This window comes from Streptomyces sp. NPDC001406, assembly GCF_042895285.1.
Classification (GTDB): domain Bacteria; phylum Actinomycetota; class Actinomycetes; order Streptomycetales; family Streptomycetaceae; genus Streptomyces.
Window position 1 is genome coordinate 138,892 of record NZ_JBIAWG010000006.1, and the last position, 18,126, is coordinate 157,017.

Genomic DNA, 18,126 nt, shown 5'->3' on the forward strand with positions numbered 1-18,126 from the left:
CACGTCTGCCCACGGCCGGTGCACCCCCGGACTGCTAAAGTGGAGGTACCCCTCCACCATAGCGGAGGTGCACCTCCGCTTCAATTCGATTCCCGCCCCGGGAGGCAGCAGTGTCGGCCGAGCCTTTCCCCGTCAGCGAGATCGTCGCGTCCCGGCGGCCGCACCGTAAGGACGCCGCCCGCAACTTCGACGCCCTGCTCGCGGCCGCGCGCGAGGCGTTCGCGGAGCACGGCGCGGAGGCCTCGCTGGAGGACATCGCCCGGCGCGCGGGCGTCGGCATCGGCACGCTGTACCGGAACTTCCCCACCCGCCGCGACCTCTTCGAGAGCGTCTACGCGGACGAGGTGAACGCCCTGTGCCGGGCCGCCGTAGAGGCGGCCGAGCTGCCGCCGTGGCAGGCGCTGACCACTTGGCTGGACCGGTTCACGGGCTACATGGTCACCAAGCGCGCGGTGCGCGAGGCCCTCAACGACGAGTCGGAGATCTTCCAGGCCTGCCGCGACTCGATGTACTCCGCCGGCGGACCGCTGCTGGAGCGGGCGCAGAAGGCGGGCGAGGCACGCGCCGACATGGACTTCGGCGACCTGCTGCGGCTGGTAGCCGGGATCACGGCGACCTCCTTCGACGACGACGCCCAGCGCGACCGCGTGCTGGCGATCGCACTGGACGGCGTGCGCGTCACGCGCTGAGGTCGGCCGATGCCGAGGCCGAGCGGGCGTGCCGGAAGGGCCTGGTCACGCCGGACTCCCGGCTAATGGATGAGCGCGTTCGCCACCACCACGACCACCCCGAGCAGCGCGTCCCCCGCGCCGATCAGCACGGCCATGGGCCGGCTGCGCGCCGACCGGCGGGCGGTGACCAGCCCCAGGACGAACAGGATGAGGATGTTCAGGACGAACGCCGGGTACTCGACCCCGCTGGCGGACCACCAGCCCCACCCGGCCCCCGCGAGGATGAAGACCGTGGGGATCACGGCCGCGACCAGCGGCCACTCGTCGGCCAGGATGCGCAGGATCTCCCAGCCCCGGTGCGGGCCCCGCTCGGCGATGTAGTGGGCGTAGCCGTGCGCGAGGGCGGAGGCGAACGCGGTCACCAGCAGCCAGAGGGCGTCGTAGCGACGGCTGGCCTGGGAGGAGTGGCCGTACTCGGTGAGCGCGGCGACCATCGCGCTGGCCAGTACGGCGCCGTAGACCCCGCCGAAGAGGACGGCTTCGCGGGTGCCGTGCGGGCGGGGCTCGGGGGCATCCGTGGAGTCGTCCATACTCCTTACGTTCACCCGCGTCCGGCGGCGCCGCCACTTTGCTTCGCCCCGACGAAGTGTCCTCCCACCAGGCCCGATGCCCCACATTCTGTCGACGGCGCGGGCGCCGGTGAACTCGCTAGGGTCGCCTCATGACCCACAGCTTCGCTCTCCACATCCCGGACGCCGAGCTCGAACCCGAGCCCCTCGACCCGGAGCAGATCGTCTCCGGGTCGCCCGAGGTGACCGGAAAGGTGGTCTGGGAGTCGGAGGACGGCCGGCAGCTCCGCGGGATCTGGCAGATCACCCCGGGGGTGGTCACCGACACCGAGGCGGACGAGCTGTTCGTCGTCGTCAGCGGCTCGGCGACGATCGAGGTCGAGGGCGGGCCGACGCTGGAGGTCGGGCCCGGCGACATGGCCGTACTGCGCGCGGGCGACCGTACGACGTGGACGGTGCACGAGACGCTGCGCAAGGCCTACGCGATCAATCTGTGAGGCCGGGGGGCGCCGCGGAGGTGCCCCTGATCTTGAGGGTCGGTGCGGCGAGGTGGACCCGGCCCGCTGCCCCGGGCCGCTCGAAGCGGTCGAGGAGGCAGCGGGCGGCGCGCCGGCCGACCTCGTGCGGAGCCGTGTCGACGGTGGTCAGCCAGACGTGGCGCAGCCGGGCGATGCTCGTGTTGTCGTAGCCGGTCACCGAGACGTCCCGCGGCACCCGCAGCCCCAGCTCCTCGGCCGCCGACAGCGCGCCGACGGAGGCGATGTCGTTGACGGCGAGGATGGCGGTGGGCCGGTCCGGGCGGCTGAGCAGCCGGACGGTGGTGCGATAGCCACCCTCCTCCGTCATGTCGCTCGCCTCGATCCGCGCCTCGGCCGCCAGGCCGTGCGCCCGCATCGTCGCCTCGAAGCTGCGCCGGCGCAGCTCGCCGACGGCGCCGTACCCGGCGATGTGCGCGATCCGGCGGTGGCCGAGCCCGATGAGGTGCTCGGTGACGAGGCGTGCGCCGGTCTCGTCGTCGCCCGCGACGACGTCCACGCCCGGCAGCTCCGGTTCGCGGGCGCCCGCGACGACGACCGGCATCCGCTCGGCAACCGCGCCGAGAACGGCCGGTTCGGGCAGGGTGCCGACCGCCACCAGGCCGTCCACGCCCAGATCCAGGAAGGGGCCGGTGAGGTCGTCGCCGGTGCGGCGGTTCAGCCGGGCGTCGGCGAGGAGCATGTGCAGGCCGTTGTCGCGCAGCAATGAGTTCAGGCCGTCGAGGAGGTCGACGAACCACGGGTTGCGCAGGTCGTTGAGGAGGACGCCGACGGTGCGGGTGCGCTGCTCGCTCAGGCTGCGCGCGGCCGCGTTCGGCCGGTAGCCGAGTTCCCGTACCGCGCGCAGCACCGCCTCCCGCTTCTCGGGTCGCACCTGGTCCGAGCCGCGCAGCACCAGTGAGACCAGCGACTTGGACACTCCGGCCTGCTCGGCCACGTCGCGGATCGTCGGCGGTCTCATGACATGGACCGTTCCATGTGGTGGGCGCGGTTGTCAAAGGGCTTGACACATCGGAATTCGGCTCCCAGTGTGGCCTGGACAAGAAATGGACCGGTCCAAAGAGGGGCAAGGGGCTGTCATGGTGGATGCGCTCGGTGTCGCCGTCGTCGGATTCGGCTGGATGGGCCGCGTGCACACCCAGGCGTACGCCCGCGTTGCGCACCACTACCCGGGGCTCGCCCTGCGGCCGCGCCTGGTGACGGTCGCCGAGGAGGTGCCGGGCCGGGCCGAGGAGGCCGCCGCGCAGTTCGGGTTCGCCACGACGACCCGCGACTGGCGCGAGGTGGCCGCGGATCCGCGCGTCCAGGCGGTCAGCATCACCGCCCCGAACTTTCTGCACCGGGAGATCGGCGTCGCGATGGCCGCGGCCGGCAAGCACATCTGGATCGAGAAGCCGGTGGGCCTGACCGCCGAGGACGCCCGCGCGGTGGCCGACGCGGTGGCCGGGGCCGGTGTGCACGGCGCGGTCGGCTTCAACTACCGCAACGCGCCCGCCGTGGAGGCCGCCCGCGCGCTGATCGCCTCGGGGGACATCGGCGCGGTGACACATGTGCGGATCCGGCTGTTCAGCGACTACGCGGCCCATCCCGACGGCGCCCTGACCTGGCGGTACGAGCGTGAGCGCGGCGGCAGCGGGGTGCTCGGGGACCTGGCCTCGCACGGCGCCGACCTGGCCCGCTTCCTGCTCGGCGACATCGCCTCGCTGACCGCCGACACCGCGGTGTTCGTGCCGGAGCGGGCCCGTCCGACGGGCGCCACCGCCGGGCACGCCCTCGCCTCCGGCGGTGAGCTCGGCCCCGTCGAGAACGAGGACTACGTCAACTGCCTGCTGCGTTTCGCCTCCGGCGCCCGCGGTGTCCTGGAGGCCTGCCGGGTCTCGGTCGGCGAGCAGAACAACTACGGCTTCGAGGTGCACGGCACCAAGGGCGCGCTCTTCTGGGACTTCCGCCGGATGAACGAACTGGCCCTCAGCCGCGGCACGACGTACCAGGACCAGCCCGTCAGCACGGTGTACGTCGGCCCCGGCGACGGCGAGTTCGCCGCGTTCCAGCCGGGCGCGGCCAACGCCATGGGCTACGACGACCTGAAGGTCATCGAGGCGTACCGTTTCCTGCGCTCGATCGCCGAGGGCAGACCGTACGGCACCACCCTCACGGACGCCGTGCGCAGTGCCGCCGTACTGGACGCGATGACGCGGTCCGCCGAGACGGGCGGTTGGGTCAACGTGCCGACTCCGTAGGCATGTTGTAGGGCGTGACCACCTGGATCGACGACGGCGCGACCGGTCCCGTGGGCGGTAGCGCGCCGTGGGCGCGCATCACCAGGTGGCAGGCTTCGCGCAGGTCGTGGCGCAGGTCGTGGTGGAGCACGGCGGACAGGCGGTGCTCGCGCAGCAGCCGGGTGTTGTCGTGGTCGAGGTCGTGGGCGACGAACACGGCGCACTCGCGGCCCAGGTCCTCGAAGGCCCGTAGCGTCGCGATGTTGCCGCCGCCGATCGAGTAGACCGCCCGTATGCCGGGGTCGCGATCCAGGGCGGCCCGGACGAGGTCGTACTGGGTCGCGTCCAGGCCCTGCCCCTCGGCGATCTCGACGAGCGTGCGCTCGGGGTGCCGGGCCCGCATGACGCCGCGGAAGCCCATCTCGCGCTCCTCCTCGTTGCGGAAGAAGCCGCTGCTGAGGCTGGTGAGGACATTGCCGGGACGGTCGCCGAGCCACTGCCCCATGAGGTACGCCGCGGTCGCGCCCGCGGCCCGGTTGTCGATGCCGACGTACGCCAGCCGGGCACTCGCGGGAAGGTCGGTCACCAGGGTCACGACGGGGATCCCCGCGGTGGCGAGCCGGCCGACGGCGGCCGTGACCTCGGGGACGTCCGGTGCCTTGAGGATCACGCCCTGGGAGCCCCGCCGGGTGACCCGGTCCAGGGTCGCGACCAGCTCCGCCACCGGCCCGGTCTCCCGGAAGTGGAAGCGGGAGCGCAGCACGGCCGGGTGCAGCGACGGCAGCTCCGCCTCCAGGGCGGCGCGTACGGCCGTGGTGAACCGCTCCGGCGCCTGCATCACGATGTCGACCATGAACGTGCGGCCGACCAGCCGCACCTGGGTGCGCTGCCGGTCCAGGTCGGCGATGGCCCGGCGGACCTCCTCGGCGGTGCTCTCCCGCACCCCTCCCCTGCCGTTCAGCACGCGGTCCACGGTGGCCTCGCTGAGACCTGCCTGACGTGCGATCTCACGGATCGGGAAGGGATGGCCCACGGCGGCGCTCCTTGAGGGGTTTTTGATGGCTCGCTGCTGGTTGTTGGAGGGGTTTGTACTGACAAGAATGACAGGGCCGCGGCGCGAGAGCTGAAAGGGCAAGCACATCATGGGACTTCTCGACGACAAGGTCGTCCTCGTCAACGGCGGCAGTCAGGGGGTCGGCGCCGCCATCGCCCGGGCCGCGGTCCGCGAGGGCGCCACGGTGGCCGTCACCGGCCGCCGCCCCGAGCCGGGCGAGGCACTGGTGGCCGAGCTGACGGCGGCCGGGGGCAGGGCGATGTACGTGCAGGCCGACCTGTCGGACGCCGACCGGGCCAAGGCCTCCGTGGCCGAGGTGGTCGACGCGTACGGCCGGATCGACTGCCTGGTCAACTCGGCGGGGCTGACCTCGCGGGGCACCCTGCTGGACACCACGCCCGAACTGTTCGACGCGCACATCGCGATCAACCTCAAGGCCCCGTTCTTCGCGATGCAGGCGGCGGTGGCCGACATGGTGGAGCGCAAGGCGCCCGGCACCATCGTCAACATCATCACGTCGTCGGCACACGGCGGGCAGCCCTTCCTGGCCCCGTACGTCGCCGCCAAGGCCGGTCTGATCGGTCTGACCCGCAACGCGGCGCACGCCCACCGCTGGGACCGCATCCGGATCAACGGCCTGAACATCGGCTGGACGGCGACCGAGGGCGAGGACGCGACACAGCGGGCCTTCCACGACGCCGGGGACGACTGGCGCGAGCAGGCCGCGGCCAGGCTGCCGATGGGCAAGCTGGGCCAACCGGACGAGATCGCCGACTTCGTGGTCCTCCTGCTGTCGGACCGGTCGGGCGTGGTCACGGGTTCGGTGATCGACTGGGACCAGAACGTTCTCGGCGGCCTCGACTGACCCTTTCGCACAGCCGCTTCGCACTTCGCACCAACCGCACCGCACCGTCCTAGGAGCTGCACCCCCATGCGTATCGGAATCCTCGGCCTCGGCCGCATCGGCGCCTTCCACGCCGAGACCCTGTCCGCGCTGGACGCCGTCGAGTCCCTCGTCGTCGCCGACCCGTTCGCGGAGGCGGCCAAGGCCGCCGCGGAGCGGTTCGGGGCCGAGGTCGCGGACTCGCCCGAGGCGGTCCTGGCCGCCGGAGTGGACGGTCTCGTCGTGGCGGCGGCCACCGACGCCCACCCCGCCCTGCTCCTGGCCGGCGTCGAGGCCGGCGTCCCGGTCTTCTGCGAGAAGCCCGTCGCCCGCACCATGGCGGAGGGCGTCGAGGTGCTCAAGGCCGTCGAGGGCAGCGGCGTCCCGATCCAGATCGGCTACAACCGCCGCTTCGACGCCGGTTTCGTCGCCGCGCGGGCCGCCGTGCGCAGCGGCGGGCTGGGCAAGCTCCACACGGTCCGCTCGACGACGCTGGACCCGGCGCCGCCCCCGGCCGCGTACATCGCCGCGTCCGGCGGGATCTTCCGGGACTGCTCCGTCCACGACTTCGACATCATCCGCTGGGTGACCGGCCGCGAGGTGACCGAGGTGTACGCCGTGGGCGGCAACCGGGGCGCCGACTACATCAAGGACGCGGGCGACGCGGACACCACCGGGGCGATCCTCACCCTCGACGACGGCACCATCGCCGTGGTCTCCAACAGCCGCCACAACGCCCGGGGTTACGACGTCCGCATGGAGTTGCACGGCTTCCAGGACTCCATCGCCGTCGGCCTGGAGGACAAGCTCCCGCTGCGCTCGGTCGAGCCCGGTGTGACCTTCCCGTCCGGCACCCCGCACGACTTCTTCATGGACCGCTTCACCGACGCCTACCGCGCCGAACTCACCGCGTTCACCGAGGTCGTCGCCGGCACCCGGCCCTCTCCCTGCACGGTCGCGGACGCCCTGGAGGCCGGCTGGATCGCGGAGGCCTGCACGCTGTCACTGCACGAGCACCGCCCGGTGACGATCGAGGAGGTACGCGGCGCCTGACAGCGGGCCCCGGGCCGTGTCGCACGACGGCAGGCCCTGGGCGCGCGGTCCGTCGACGACGAGGCCGAGGATCCGCTCCGCCCTCGCCTCGCCGTCGCAGCCGCGGTCGGTGCGCCGCAGTACGCCGAGTTGGAGGAGCACGTCCTCGGGGTCGAGCCCGGCAATGAGCAGTGCCCTCGGGGACCCGTTGCCGCGCGCGATCGCCCCCGCCCCCGGCCGTCGCAGCCGGTACACCACCGCGAGGTCCCATCGCCTTCTTCGCCGGCAGCCCCGGCCCGCCCGGCAGACGGTGTTCGACTGTGCGGAAGGCCTGATCGAGCACGGCGCCGCCGGGCCGATCGGTCGAACCTCACAGGCAGTAGCGGACCATCCACTCGTCGGGGTTGTACGCGTCCCGCGCCGGATCCCGTGGTGCGGCCGGCCTCTCCTCCACGGTGTCCTGCGGGCGGACCCGCTCAGGCAGTGCGCCGAACCTGGCCCGGCGCAGCGTGGCCTCGGCAGCGGCCGGTGTCGTCTCCTCGTGCTCCGTGTGCGTCAACTCGTCCTCCCCGTACCGCGTTCCCATCCCCGTCACCCTCCTGAACGTTCTCAGCGCGCCGCGGGTTCCGCCGGCAGGTTGAAGACGTGGTTCGGGGAGATGATCGACGTGATCGCGTCGCCGAAGACGGTGCTGGGCTCCTGGCCGTTGTAGTTGATGTCGGTGTTGAGGAGGACGACCAGGGTCGCCCGGGCCGACGGCAGATAGATGGTCAGGGACTCGTAGCCGGGCAGGGAGCCGTTGTGCCCGATCCAGCCCTGGACGTCGAAGATGCCGAGGCCGTACCCGGCGCCCGGAATGGCGGTCGGCGGCGTGGTGAGCCGCTGCGCCTGGACCGCGGGGCTGATCAGGATCCCGCCGTCGGGAAGCCGGCCCGTGGCCACCGTGCGCGCCCAGACCCGCAGATCCTCCAGGTCGGAGATCATCGCGCCGGCCGCCCAGCCCCAGGAGGGGTTCCAGTCGGCCGAGTCCGTCACCTGGCCGGTCGCCGTCTGGTCGGTGTAGCCCTGCGCGTGCGGCTGCGGGAATTCGTTGCCGGTCGGGAAGAGGGTGTGCCTGAGGCCGGCCGGGTCCAGGATGTTGTGCTGGATGTAGTCACCGAGCGGTGTGCCACTGGCCTTCTCGACGACCAGGCCGAGCAGGATCAGGTTGGTGTTGGAGTAGTCGAACTTCTCCCCCGGTGGGAACAGCACCGGGTGCCGGAAGGCGTAGTCGAGCAGTTCCTGCGGGGTGAAGGGCCGCTGCGGATCGGACGTCAGCGCCTTGAAGAAGCCGTCGTCCTCGGAGTAGTTGAAGAGCCCGCTGCGCATCCCGGCCAGCTGGCGCAGCGTGATCCTGTCCCCGTTCGGTACGCCGCTGACGTACTTGTCGATCGTGTCGTCAAGGCCCACCTTGCCCTGGTCGACCAGCTTCAGCAGCGCCGTCACCGTGAACGTCTTGGTCTCGCTGCCGATCCGCATGTAGAGGTCGGGGGTCATCGCCCGGTCGTTGGTCTTGTTGGCGACGCCGAAGGACTTCACGTACCGGCCCTTGTCGGGCGTCCAGATCCCGACCATCACACCCGGGACGTTCGCCTCCTGCATGACCCGCTGCACGGTCGCGTCGAGCTGCCGCCGCACGGCGGGCGTGAGCGTGCGGACGTCGCCGCCGGAGGGCGACGGCGAGGGCGGATCGGCGACCGCGGCGGCGAGGGGAGCCGTAGAGGGCAGGGCCACGGCGGTCGTACCCGCGGCCGGCACCAGCAGCATCCCCACCGCGGTGACGACCACGGCCCCCTTGCGCAGTCGGGTCGAGGAGTGCGACATGGGCTCAACTCCCGGGTGAGGACGCATGCCCTGGACCCCAGCATAGAAGTGCCCGCGCGCCGTCGCCTGTCGGAGACGGCGGCACGCGGGCACTCCCGCTCGACGACGTGACGGTGCGGCAACGCTCCGTCACGGCCGCCCGTTCACGCCCCGCACGACCTCAGGAACTGCCGCGTGCGCACCGCGATGGGCAGCGGCTTGTCCGGCTCGCACGGGTACATGTCCTGCTCGACGATGGCGAACAGATCGACGCCGAGCTTCTGGGCCGCTTCCAGCACGGGCCCCAACTCCGGTACGCCGGAAGGCGGCTCGCACATCACCCCGCGCTGCACCGCCGGGCCGAACGGCACCCCGTTCGCCACGACGTCCGCGAGGATCTCCGGGTCGACCTGCTTGAGGTGCAGATAGCCGATGCGTTCGCCGTACGTCTCGATGAGCTTGACGCTGTCGCCGCCGCAGTAGGCGTAGTGACCGGTGTCCAGGCAGAGGTTGACCAGATCGGAGTCGGTCGCGTCGAGGAACCGCTCGACGTGCTCCTCGGTGTCGATGTGCGTGTCGGCGTGCGGGTGCACCACGATGTCGAGGCCGTACGTGTCCTTGACCTCGCGGCCGAGCCGTTCCATGCCCTGGGCGAGGTGGGTCCACTGCTCGGCGGTGAGCTCCGGCGGCTCCAGGATCTCGGCGGTCTTGTCGTCGCGCCAGAAGGAGGGGATCACCACCAGGTGCCCGGCTCCCATCGCCTGGGTGAGCTCGGCGACCTGGCCGACGTGCGCCCAGGTGGACTCCCAGACGGCGGGTCCGCGGTGCAGGCCGGTGAAGACCGTGCCCGCCGACACCTTCAGGTTCCGCTTGTTCACCTCGTCGGTGAGGCGGGCGGGGTCCGTGGGCAGATAGCCGTACGGGCCCAGTTCGATCCAGGAGTAGCCGGCCTCGGCCACCTCGTCCAGGAAGCGTTCCCAGGGCACCTGCTGGGGGTCTTCGGGGAACCAGACGCCCCAGGAGTCGGGGGCCGAGCCCACCCGGATGCGGTCGAGGGCGTTCGCCATGGTCAGGAGGTCCCTTCGGGGTGGGTCGCGACGGGTGCGGTGAGGTCCTTCTCCTCGGGGAGCTCATCGACGTCCACACCGCGCACCTGCGCGAGTTCGTGCTTGAGCGCGGCGAGTTCGGCGCCGCCGGCCATGTGGTTGGTCAGCTCCTCCAGGCTGACCTGGCTGCGGTCGGCGCTGAGTTCGAGGGTGCCCAGGCGCAGCACGCTGAAGTGGTCACCGACCATGTAGGCGTGGTGCGGGTTGTGGGTGATGAAGATGACGCCGAGGCCGCGGTCGCGGGCGGCGGCGATGTACTTCAGCACGACACCGGACTGCTTGACACCGAGTGCGGCGGTCGGCTCGTCCAGGATCAGGACGCGGGCGCCGAAGTAGACGGCGCGGGCGATCGCCACGCACTGGCGCTGGCCGCCGGAGAGCGTGCCGATGGGCTGCTCGAGGTCGTCGAGGACGATGCCCATGTTGCGCAGTTCCTGGTCCGCGGTCTGCTTCATGCGGTCGATGTCGAGACGGCGGACCGGCCAGGGGCCCTTGGTCATCTCGGAGCCGAGGAAGAAGTTCCGCCACACCGGCATCAGGGGCACGGTGGCCAGGTCCTGGTAGACGGTGGCGATGCCCTTGTCGAGGGCCTCGCGCGGGCTGGTGAAGCGCACCGGTTCGCCGTCGACCAGGAAGTCGCCCTCGGTGTGCTGGTGCAGCCCGGAGACGATCTTGATCAGGGTGGACTTGCCGGCGCCGTTGTCGCCGAGGACGCAGGTCACCTTGCCGGGGCGGACCGTCAGATCGACGCCGTGCAGGGCGCGGATGTTGCCGTACGACTTGCCCGCGTTGCGCAGTTCGACGATGGGGCGGTCCGCGCCGTCGGGCGCGGCGTCCTGGAGGACGGCTCCGTGGGTTCCGTTGGTCGTCATGAAGTCACCTCCGGGTCGCCGTGCGACTGACCCACAGATTGATGAGGACGGCGCCGAGCAGCATCACGCCCAGGAAGGCCTTGAACCAGTCGGGGTTCCAGCCGGCGTAGACGATGCCCTGGTTCACCATGCCGAACATGAAGGCGCCGAAGACCGGGCCGATGGCGGAGCCGTAGCCGCCGGTGAGCAGACAGCCGCCGATCACCGCCGCGGCGATGTAGATCAGCTCCTGGCCGACGCCCTCGCCGGACTGCACGGTGTTGAAGGAGAACAGGTTGTGCATGCCCATGAACCAGGCGCCGAAGCCGACGGTCATGAACAGCGTGATCTTGGTGAAGGCGACCGGGACACCGACCGCGCGGGCGCTGTCCTTGTTGCCGCCGACCGCGTAGATCCAGTTGCCGTACTTGGTGCGCAGCAGCACCCAGGTGGCGAGCGCGGCGAAGACCAGCCACCACACGACGGTGATCTTCACCTGGACGCCGCCGATGTCGAACGACGACGCGAAGATCTTCTTGGCCTGGTCGAAGCCGTCCATGTTGCTGATGTCGTCGGTGGCGACGTTGCCGGTGATCAGCTTGGTGACGGCCAGGTTCACGCCCTGCAGGATCAGGAATGTGCCCAGGGTGACCAGGAAGCTGGGCAGCCCGGTGCGCATCACCATCCAGCCGTTGAACGCGCCGACCCCGAGGGAGGCGATGAGGGCGACGATGACGCCCACCCACACGTTCATGGTCAGCTGGTAGCTGAGCATGCTCGCGGTGAGCGCCGAGGTGATCACGGCGACACCGGAGGACAGGTCGAACTCCCCGCCGATCATCAGCAGGGCGACCGGCAGGGCCATGATGCCGATGGTCGACGACTGGTAGAGCACGGTGGCCATCGAGCTGCCCTGGCGGACCGCGGGCGCCGCGATCAGGAAGAACACGAGCACGGCCACCGCGCCGAGGAAGACGCCCACTTCGGGCCGGGCCAGCAGCCGCAGCGCCAGGGGGCGCTGGGCCGTACGGCCGTCGGTCGCCTTGGGGCCGGAGGCCGGCGGTGTGCCCACCGCCGGCCCAGCCTGCTGGGTCATGCTCATCACCGGGTGCCCTTCGCGGCGAACTGGGCGACCTTGTCGACATTGGTCTTGTCGACGAAGGCCGGGCCGGTCAGCACCGGCTGCTCCCCGCCGCCCATGTAGTTGCCGTTGTTCTTGTAGAGCCACAGGGAGTCGACCGCCAGGTAGCCCTGCAGGTAGGGCTGCTGGTCGACCGCGAACTGGATCGTCCCCTTGGAGATCGCGCCGGTCAGGTCCTTGTTGAGGTCGAAGGTGGCGACCTTCGCCTTGCTGCCCGCGTCGCCCACGGACTGGACGGCGGTCAGGGCGTAGGGCGCGCCGAGGGCGACCACGTAGTCGATGCCGCTGTCCTGCTTGAGCTTGGCGGTGATGGTCGACTTCACCGACGGCATGTCGGTGCCGTTCACGTACAGCGTCTCAAGCGTGCCGGAGAACGTCTTCTTCACGCCGTCGCAGCGCTGGGTCAGGCCGACGTTGCCCTGCTCCTGGATCACACACACGGCCTTCTTGGCGCCGGCCTCGTTCAGCCGCTTGCCGAGCGCCTCGCCGGCCACGCCCTCGTCCTGGCCGAAGAACTCCATCAGGCCCAGCTTCTTCCAGTCGCTCACACCGGAGTTGAGGCCGACCACCGGTATGTTCGCGGACTTCGCCTTGTTCACGACGTCCTTCATGGCGTCCGGCTTGGCGAGGGTGATGGCGATGCCGTCGACCTTCTGGTCGATCGCGTTCTGCACCAGGTTGGCCTGGTTGCCCGCGTTCGGGTCGGCCGAGTAGACGAGCTTGATGTTGTCCTTGGCCGCGGCGGCCTCCGCGCCCTTGCGGACGATGTCCCAGAAGGTGTCACCCGGTGCCTGGTGCGTCACCAGCGCGACCGTCATCCGGGGAGTGGTGGCCTTGCCCGCGGAGGCGTTCGAACCACCCTCTTCGGACTTCTTGCCGCCGGAGCTGCTGGAGCAGCCGGCGAGGGTGAGCGCCGCCGCGGCGGCCACGGCCACCACGGGGGCCAGTCTGCGGGAGCGGGAGTACGAAGAGCGGTCCATCTTTCCGGCACCTCACTGTGCGACGAGAAAAGGGGGCGGATCTACGGGGATCCGGGCCCGGCGCCGGGCGGCGGTCCGGGTCATGTGCTGTCTGTGTGTTGGGACGGGATCAAAGTCCCCCTCGCGCCCGCTGTCAATACTTTGTTAAGACATCATTTCACGCTCAGGTCCGAATGTAAGTACAAACCATTGACAGCACGACCCGACGGGACCTACACCTGAGCCCATGGCCACGTCAGCATCCCAGCCCTTCGACCTGATCACGATGGGCCGTATCGAAGTTGATCTCTACCCGTTGCAAACAGGTGTACCCCTGGCCCGGGAGGAGTCCTTCGGGAAGTACCTCGGGGGTTCGGCGGCCGATGTGGCGGTCCCGCCGGGCTCGCTCGTCCACGGGCTGCTCGGCGGCCGGGACCTGGCCGAGACCATGCGGTACGCAGGCGCGGCCGGCGCCCCGGTCGCCTCCCGCCTCGCCTGTTCCTCCGCGATGCCCACCGAGGCCGAGGCCGAGGTCGAGGACCTCCTCGCGCGTGCCACCCCCGAACGGAGTCCGTCTTGACCCTCACCATCCCCGAGCTCGCCACCGTCAGGGCCCGGCACCCGGAGGCGATCGCCGAGGCGGCCGCCCGCCGGGTGCGTCGCCCCCTGCTCGGCGACGACGGCCGTCTGATGATCGTGGCCGCCGACCACCCGGCGCGCGGCGCCCTGGGCGTCGGCGGCCGGGGGCTGGCGATGGCCAACCGGAGCGACCTGCTGGAGCGGCTGTGCGTGGCGCTGTCGCGGCCCGGGGTCGACGGGGTGCTGGCCACCGCCGACGTCCTGGAGGACCTGCTGCTGCTCGGGGCGCTGGACGGCAAGGTGGTCATGGGCTCGATGAACCGGGGCGGTCTGGCCGGTGCCTCCTTCGAGATGGACGACCGGTTCACCGGGCACCGCGCCGAGGACATCGAGCGGCTCCGCTTCGACGCGGGCAAACTCCTGCTCCGTATCGACTACTCGGACCCGGGCTCGCTGACCACGCTGGAGTCCACCGCCCGCGCGGTGGACGACATGGCCGCGCGCCGACTGCCCGTGTTCGTCGAGCCGTTCATCTCCCGCAGGACCGGGGGCGCGGTCCGCAACGATCTGTCCGCCGAGGCCGTGACCCGCTCCATCGCCATAGCCTCCGCTCTGGGCGGCACCTCCGCCTACACCTGGCTGAAGCTCCCCGTCACCGAGAACCCCGACGACATGGCCGAGGTCATGGAGACCTCGACCCTGCCCGCCGTACTCCTCGGCGGCGAGATCGGCGACGACCAGGAGGGCGCGTACGAACGCTGGCGCAAGGCGCTGCGGCTCCCCACCGTCCACGGCATGGTCGTCGGCCGCTCCCTGCTCTATCCCGCCGAGGGCAGTGTGGAGCAGGCGGTGGACACGACCGTGGGCCTGTTGTGACCCGGAGGCGACGATGAACAGCCCGTTCCACCTGCCGGCCGGCAAGGCCCTGGGCGGCCCGTACGCCGTGGACGTCTCGCCCGAGACCGCGGGGTGGGGCTTCGCCGGCCTGCGCGTGCTGGAGCTGCCGCCGGGCGGCTCGCACACCTTCGACACCGACGAGAGCGAGTGGATCGTCCTCCCGCTCAGCGGCGGCTGCACCGTCACCGCCGTCGACGAGTTCGGCCGGGACACCTTCCGCCTCGACGGCCGGGACAGCGTGTTCGCCGCCGTCACCGACTTCGCGTACGTGCCGCGCGACGCCCGTACGACCGTCACCTCGGCCGGCGGCGGGCGCTTCGCGCTCACCGGTGCCCGCTGCACCCGGCGGCTGCCCGCGCGCCACGGACCGGCGTCCGACGTGCCGGTGGAGCTGCGCGGCACCGGGAACTGCTCCCGTCAGGTCAACAACTTCGCTGCCGCAGGCGCCTTCGAGTGCGACAGGCTCATCGCGGTCGAGGTGATCACCCCGGGCGGCAACTGGTCCTCCTTCCCGCCGCACAAGCACGACGAGCACCGCCCCGGTGAGGAGTCCGTGCTCGAAGAGATCTACTACTTCGAGTTCCAGTCCCACGACGGCACTCCGGGCCTGGGCTACCAGCGGGTCTCGCCGTCCGGCCGGGGCCGCGGCACCGACGTCCTGGCCGAGGTGCGTAACAAGGATGTCGTCCTCGTCCCGGACGGCTGGCACGGACCGTCCATGGCCGTGCCCGGCCACCACATGTACTACCTGAACGTCATGGCGGGGCCGGAGCCCGAGCGGGCCTGGCTGATCCGCGACCACCCCGACCACGCCTGGATCCGTGACACCTGGCCGGACCGGCCCGTCGACCCCCGTCTGCCGCTGTACACCGCACCCGAGAGGCCCTGATGAGCACGACCACTGTCCGCCTGACCGTCGCCCAGGCGCTGGTACGGTTCCTGTCCGCCCAGTACACCGAGCGCGACGGGGTACGGCACCGGCTGATCGCCGGCACCTGGGGCATCTTCGGCCACGGCAATGTCGCCGGCATCGGCCAGGCGCTCATCGAGCACTCCACTGTGCCCAGTGGGGGGACACCCCCCACACCCCCCGTCATGCCGTACCACCAGGGCCGCAACGAACAGTCCATGGTGCACGCGGCGGTCGGCTACGCCCGCCAGCTCAACCGCCTCTCCGCGCAGGCCGTGACGACGTCCATCGGCCCCGGCGCCACCAACCTCGTGACCGGCGCGGCCCTGGCGACCATCAACCGGCTGCCGGTCCTGCTCCTGCCCGGCGACTACTTCGCGAGCCACGCCCCCGATCCGCTGCTCCAGCAGCTGGAGCACCCGGTCGAGGCGGACATCTCCGTGAACGACACCCTGCGCCCGGTGTCGCGGTACTTCGACCGCGTCACCCGCCCGGAGGCGCTGATCCCCTCCGCGCTGAACGCCATGCGCGTGCTCGCCGACCCGGCCGAGACCGGAGCCGTCACCCTCGCCCTGCCGCAGGACGTACAGGCGGAGGCGTACGACTGGCCCGAGGAGTTCTTCGCCGAGCGGATCTGGCGGGTACGGCGCCCCGCTCCCGACCCGGTCGAGCTGGCCGGGGCGGTCCGCGCGATCCGGGCCGCCGAGCGCCCGCTGATCGTCGCGGGCGGCGGAGTCCACCACAGCGAGGCCGAGGAGGCGCTGAAGTCCTTCGTGGACGCCACGGGCATCCCGGTCGCCTCCACCCAGGCGGGCAAGGGCTCCCTGCGCCACGACCACCCCGCCGACCTGGGCGGGATCGGCCACACCGGCACGGCCGTGGCCGACGACCTCGCCCGCACCGCCGACCTGGTCATCGGGGTCGGCACCCGCTACACGGACTTCACCACCGCCTCCGGCACCCTCTTCCAGCACCCCGGCGTCCGCTTCCTGGGCGTCAACATCACCTCCTTCGACGCCCACAAGCTGGCCGCGCGGACCGTGGTGGCCGACGCGCGGGCCGCCCTGGAGGCGCTCGGCGAGGCGCTGGCCGGACACCGCGTGGACCCCGCCTACGAGGCCGAGTACCGGGCGGGCAAGGAGCGTTGGGACCAGGTGGTCGAGGCCGCCTACCGCGCCGACGACGAGGACGCGGTCCCGACCCAGACGCAGGTGCTCGGCGCCCTCGACGCGGTGGTCGGCGACGACGACGTGGTGATCAACGCGGCGGGCTCCCTCCCCGGCGATCTGCACAAGCTCTGGCGGGCGCGCTCGCCGCGCCAGTACCACCTGGAGTACGGCTACTCCTGCATGGGTTACGAGATCCCGGCCGGCCTCGGCGTCCAGCAGGCCGCACCGGACACCGTCGTGTGGTCCCTGGTCGGCGACGGCACCTACCTGATGATGCCGACCGAGATCGTCACCGCGGTCCAGGAGGGGCTGCCGGTCAAGCTGGTCCTGATCCAGAACCACGGGTACGCCTCGATCGGCGGTCTGTCCGAGTCGGTGGGCGGCGAGCGCTTCGGCACGGCCTATCGCTACCGCGTCGCGGACGGCACGTTCTCCGGCGCCCCGCTGCCCGTGGACCTCGCCGCCAACGCGGCCAGCCTCGGCATGGACGTCCTGCGCGCCAAGACCGTGCGGGAGCTGCGCGAGGCGCTGGTCACGGCCCGCGCCTCCGGCCGGCCGACCTGTGTCCATGTCGAGACCGACCCGTCCCCCACCGCTCCCCCCGCCGAGGCCTGGTGGGACGTGCCGGTCGCCGAGACCGCCTCGCGCGAGGCCGCCGTACGGGCCCGTGAGAGCTACGACCGCCAGGTCGCCGACCGCCGCCGGCATCTGTGAACTCCCCCTGTGGCCCCGGCCTGCCCAGCCGCTCCTGATCCCGTCCCCGCTCTTCGCAAGGAGGTGCCCCGGTGGCGAGAACCGCTGATCAGCCTCGTCCCGTGCCCGGCTCCGCGCTCGACTCCCTGGACTTCGCCCTGGACCGGGCCAGTCCGGTGCCGCTCTACTACCAGCTGGCCCAGCAGCTGGAGGCGGCCATCGAGCACGGGGTCCTGGCCCCGGGGAACCTTCTGGGCAACGAGATCGATCTCTCCGTCCGCCTGGGTCTGTCCCGGCCCACGGTCCGCCAGGCGATCCAGTCCCTGGTCGACAAGGGCCTGTTGGTCCGCCGGCGCGGCGTCGGTACACAGGTGGTGCACAGCCAGGTCAAGCGGCCGCTGGAGCTCAGCAGCCTCTACGACGACCTGGAGTCGGCCGGACAGGGTCCGACCACGCGGGTGCTGCGCAACGAGGGGGTGCCGGCGCCCGCCGATGTGGCCGCCGCCCTCGGCGTCGCGGAGGGCAGCGAGGTCACGCTGCTGGAGCGGCTGCGCTGCACCCACGGCCAGCCCGTGGCATTTCTGTGCAACTACCTGCCCGCGAACCTGCTTGAACTCGACACAGAACGCCTGGAGTCGACCGGTCTGTACCGGATGATGCGCGCGGCGGGCATCACCCTGCACAGCGCCCGGCAGACCGTCGGCGCCCGCTCCGCCACCGCCGAGGAGGCCGCCCGCCTCGACGAGAAGGAGGGCGCCGCACTGCTCACGATGCAGCGCACGGCGTACGACGACACGGGCCGGCCCGTCGAGTACGGGACCCACATCTACCGGGCGTCGCGGTACGCCTTCGACTTCCAGCTACTGGTCAGACCGTAACCGGAAGCCTCCCCTCACCTCAGCCCCCACGGCCGTCCGCGCCGTGGGGGCTCTGTGGCTGTTGGTTTCTGAACGAACTTGCGAGTGATCGTGTCGATTACGTTTCGGGCAAGAGACGCATGAGAGGGACGTGAGGT

General features: G+C 71.3%; 19 protein-coding genes and 1 pseudogene. 10 read left to right on the top strand and 10 right to left on the bottom strand.

Features of this window, described 5'->3' with window-relative positions:
- Positions 1-110: 110 nt before the first annotated feature.
- Positions 111-689: a TetR/AcrR family transcriptional regulator gene (locus ACFY1J_RS16050; RefSeq protein ID WP_390705650.1), complete on the top strand. Its 579-nt coding sequence runs from the start codon at positions 111-113 to the stop codon at positions 687-689.
- 62 nt (positions 690-751) lie between these two features.
- Here the strand turns inward: ACFY1J_RS16050 and ACFY1J_RS16055 are convergent, their stop codons facing one another.
- On the bottom strand, positions 752-1,261 hold the full coding sequence (locus ACFY1J_RS16055) for a hypothetical protein (RefSeq protein WP_390731369.1): 510 nt from the start codon (positions 1,259-1,261) through the stop codon (positions 752-754).
- Between the two features lie 131 nt (positions 1,262-1,392).
- On the opposite strand from ACFY1J_RS16055, the gene ACFY1J_RS16060 reads away from it, so the two are divergent.
- On the top strand, positions 1,393-1,737 hold the full coding sequence (locus tag ACFY1J_RS16060; RefSeq protein WP_390705648.1) for a cupin domain-containing protein: 345 nt from the start codon (positions 1,393-1,395) through the stop codon (positions 1,735-1,737).
- Here the strand turns inward: ACFY1J_RS16060 and ACFY1J_RS16065 are convergent.
- On the bottom strand, positions 1,727-2,737 hold the full coding sequence (locus tag ACFY1J_RS16065) for a LacI family DNA-binding transcriptional regulator (RefSeq protein WP_390731370.1): 1,011 nt from the start codon (positions 2,735-2,737) through the stop codon (positions 1,727-1,729). The genes ACFY1J_RS16060 and ACFY1J_RS16065 overlap by 11 nt on opposite strands.
- A gap of 118 nt (positions 2,738-2,855) precedes the next feature.
- On the opposite strand from ACFY1J_RS16065, the gene ACFY1J_RS16070 reads away from it, so the two are divergent.
- Complete coding sequence (locus ACFY1J_RS16070; protein WP_390705646.1) at positions 2,856-4,016, top strand: Gfo/Idh/MocA family protein; 1,161 nt, start codon at positions 2,856-2,858, stop codon at positions 4,014-4,016.
- Here the strand turns inward: ACFY1J_RS16070 and ACFY1J_RS16075 are convergent.
- On the bottom strand, positions 3,997-5,028 hold the full coding sequence (locus ACFY1J_RS16075; RefSeq protein WP_390731371.1) for a LacI family DNA-binding transcriptional regulator: 1,032 nt from the start codon (positions 5,026-5,028) through the stop codon (positions 3,997-3,999). The two genes, ACFY1J_RS16070 and ACFY1J_RS16075, sit on opposite strands and share 20 nt — an antisense overlap.
- 109 nt (positions 5,029-5,137) lie before the next feature.
- On the opposite strand from ACFY1J_RS16075, the gene ACFY1J_RS16080 reads away from it, so the two are divergent.
- A complete protein-coding gene (locus ACFY1J_RS16080) occupies positions 5,138-5,914 on the top strand; it encodes an SDR family oxidoreductase (protein WP_390705644.1) in 777 nt (258 codons plus the stop codon).
- 66 nt (positions 5,915-5,980) lie between these two features.
- The gene (locus tag ACFY1J_RS16085; protein WP_390705643.1) at positions 5,981-6,985 is read left to right on the top strand and encodes a Gfo/Idh/MocA family oxidoreductase; all 1,005 of its coding nucleotides are present in this window, start codon (positions 5,981-5,983) and stop codon (positions 6,983-6,985) included.
- Here the strand turns inward: ACFY1J_RS16085 and ACFY1J_RS16090 are convergent.
- The 7 genes from ACFY1J_RS16090 to ACFY1J_RS16120 all read right to left on the bottom strand — a co-directional run bounded on the left by ACFY1J_RS16090 (position 6,935) and on the right by ACFY1J_RS16120 (position 12,884).
- Positions 6,935-7,222: a hypothetical protein gene (locus ACFY1J_RS16090; RefSeq protein ID WP_390731372.1), complete on the bottom strand. Its 288-nt coding sequence runs from the start codon at positions 7,220-7,222 to the stop codon at positions 6,935-6,937. The genes ACFY1J_RS16085 and ACFY1J_RS16090 overlap by 51 nt on opposite strands.
- 112 nt (positions 7,223-7,334) lie before the next feature.
- A complete protein-coding gene (locus ACFY1J_RS16095) occupies positions 7,335-7,550 on the bottom strand; it encodes a hypothetical protein (protein WP_390705641.1) in 216 nt (71 codons plus the stop codon).
- A 23-nt stretch (positions 7,551-7,573) separates the two neighbouring features.
- Complete coding sequence (locus ACFY1J_RS16100) at positions 7,574-8,827, bottom strand: serine hydrolase domain-containing protein (RefSeq protein WP_390731373.1); 1,254 nt, start codon at positions 8,825-8,827, stop codon at positions 7,574-7,576.
- Positions 8,828-8,970: 143 nt separating this feature from the next.
- The gene (locus ACFY1J_RS16105; protein ID WP_390705639.1) at positions 8,971-9,873 is read right to left on the bottom strand and encodes a sugar phosphate isomerase/epimerase family protein; all 903 of its coding nucleotides are present in this window, start codon (positions 9,871-9,873) and stop codon (positions 8,971-8,973) included.
- Between the two features lie 2 nt (positions 9,874-9,875).
- Complete coding sequence (locus tag ACFY1J_RS16110) at positions 9,876-10,784, bottom strand: ATP-binding cassette domain-containing protein (RefSeq protein ID WP_390705638.1); 909 nt, start codon at positions 10,782-10,784, stop codon at positions 9,876-9,878.
- A gap of 4 nt (positions 10,785-10,788) precedes the next feature.
- A complete protein-coding gene (locus tag ACFY1J_RS16115; RefSeq protein WP_390705637.1) occupies positions 10,789-11,865 on the bottom strand; it encodes an ABC transporter permease in 1,077 nt (358 codons plus the stop codon).
- Positions 11,865-12,884, bottom strand: a complete 1,020-nt coding sequence (locus tag ACFY1J_RS16120; RefSeq protein ID WP_390705636.1) for a sugar ABC transporter substrate-binding protein — start codon at positions 12,882-12,884, stop codon at positions 11,865-11,867. The genes ACFY1J_RS16115 and ACFY1J_RS16120 overlap by 1 nt, the downstream gene beginning before the upstream one ends.
- Before the next feature lie 226 nt (positions 12,885-13,110).
- Between ACFY1J_RS16120 and ACFY1J_RS16125 the strand changes: the two are divergent.
- The 5 genes and pseudogenes from ACFY1J_RS16125 to ACFY1J_RS16145 all read left to right on the top strand — a co-directional run.
- Positions 13,111-13,272 (top strand): annotated as a pseudogene (locus ACFY1J_RS16125) (5-dehydro-2-deoxygluconokinase); the annotation flags it as partial.
- Between the two features lie 167 nt (positions 13,273-13,439).
- The gene (locus ACFY1J_RS16130) at positions 13,440-14,318 is read left to right on the top strand and encodes a deoxyribose-phosphate aldolase (RefSeq protein ID WP_390731374.1); all 879 of its coding nucleotides are present in this window, start codon (positions 13,440-13,442) and stop codon (positions 14,316-14,318) included.
- Positions 14,319-14,331: 13 nt separating this feature from the next.
- Positions 14,332-15,228, top strand: a complete 897-nt coding sequence (gene iolB / locus ACFY1J_RS16135) for a 5-deoxy-glucuronate isomerase (protein ID WP_390731375.1) — start codon at positions 14,332-14,334, stop codon at positions 15,226-15,228.
- Positions 15,228-17,132, top strand: coding sequence for a 3D-(3,5/4)-trihydroxycyclohexane-1,2-dione acylhydrolase (decyclizing) (gene iolD / locus ACFY1J_RS16140; RefSeq protein ID WP_390705633.1), 1,905 nt, complete (start codon positions 15,228-15,230; stop codon positions 17,130-17,132). The genes iolB and iolD overlap by 1 nt, the downstream gene beginning before the upstream one ends.
- A gap of 71 nt (positions 17,133-17,203) precedes the next feature.
- A complete protein-coding gene (locus tag ACFY1J_RS16145) occupies positions 17,204-17,989 on the top strand; it encodes a GntR family transcriptional regulator (protein WP_390705632.1) in 786 nt (261 codons plus the stop codon).
- Positions 17,990-18,126: the final 137 nt, after the last annotated feature.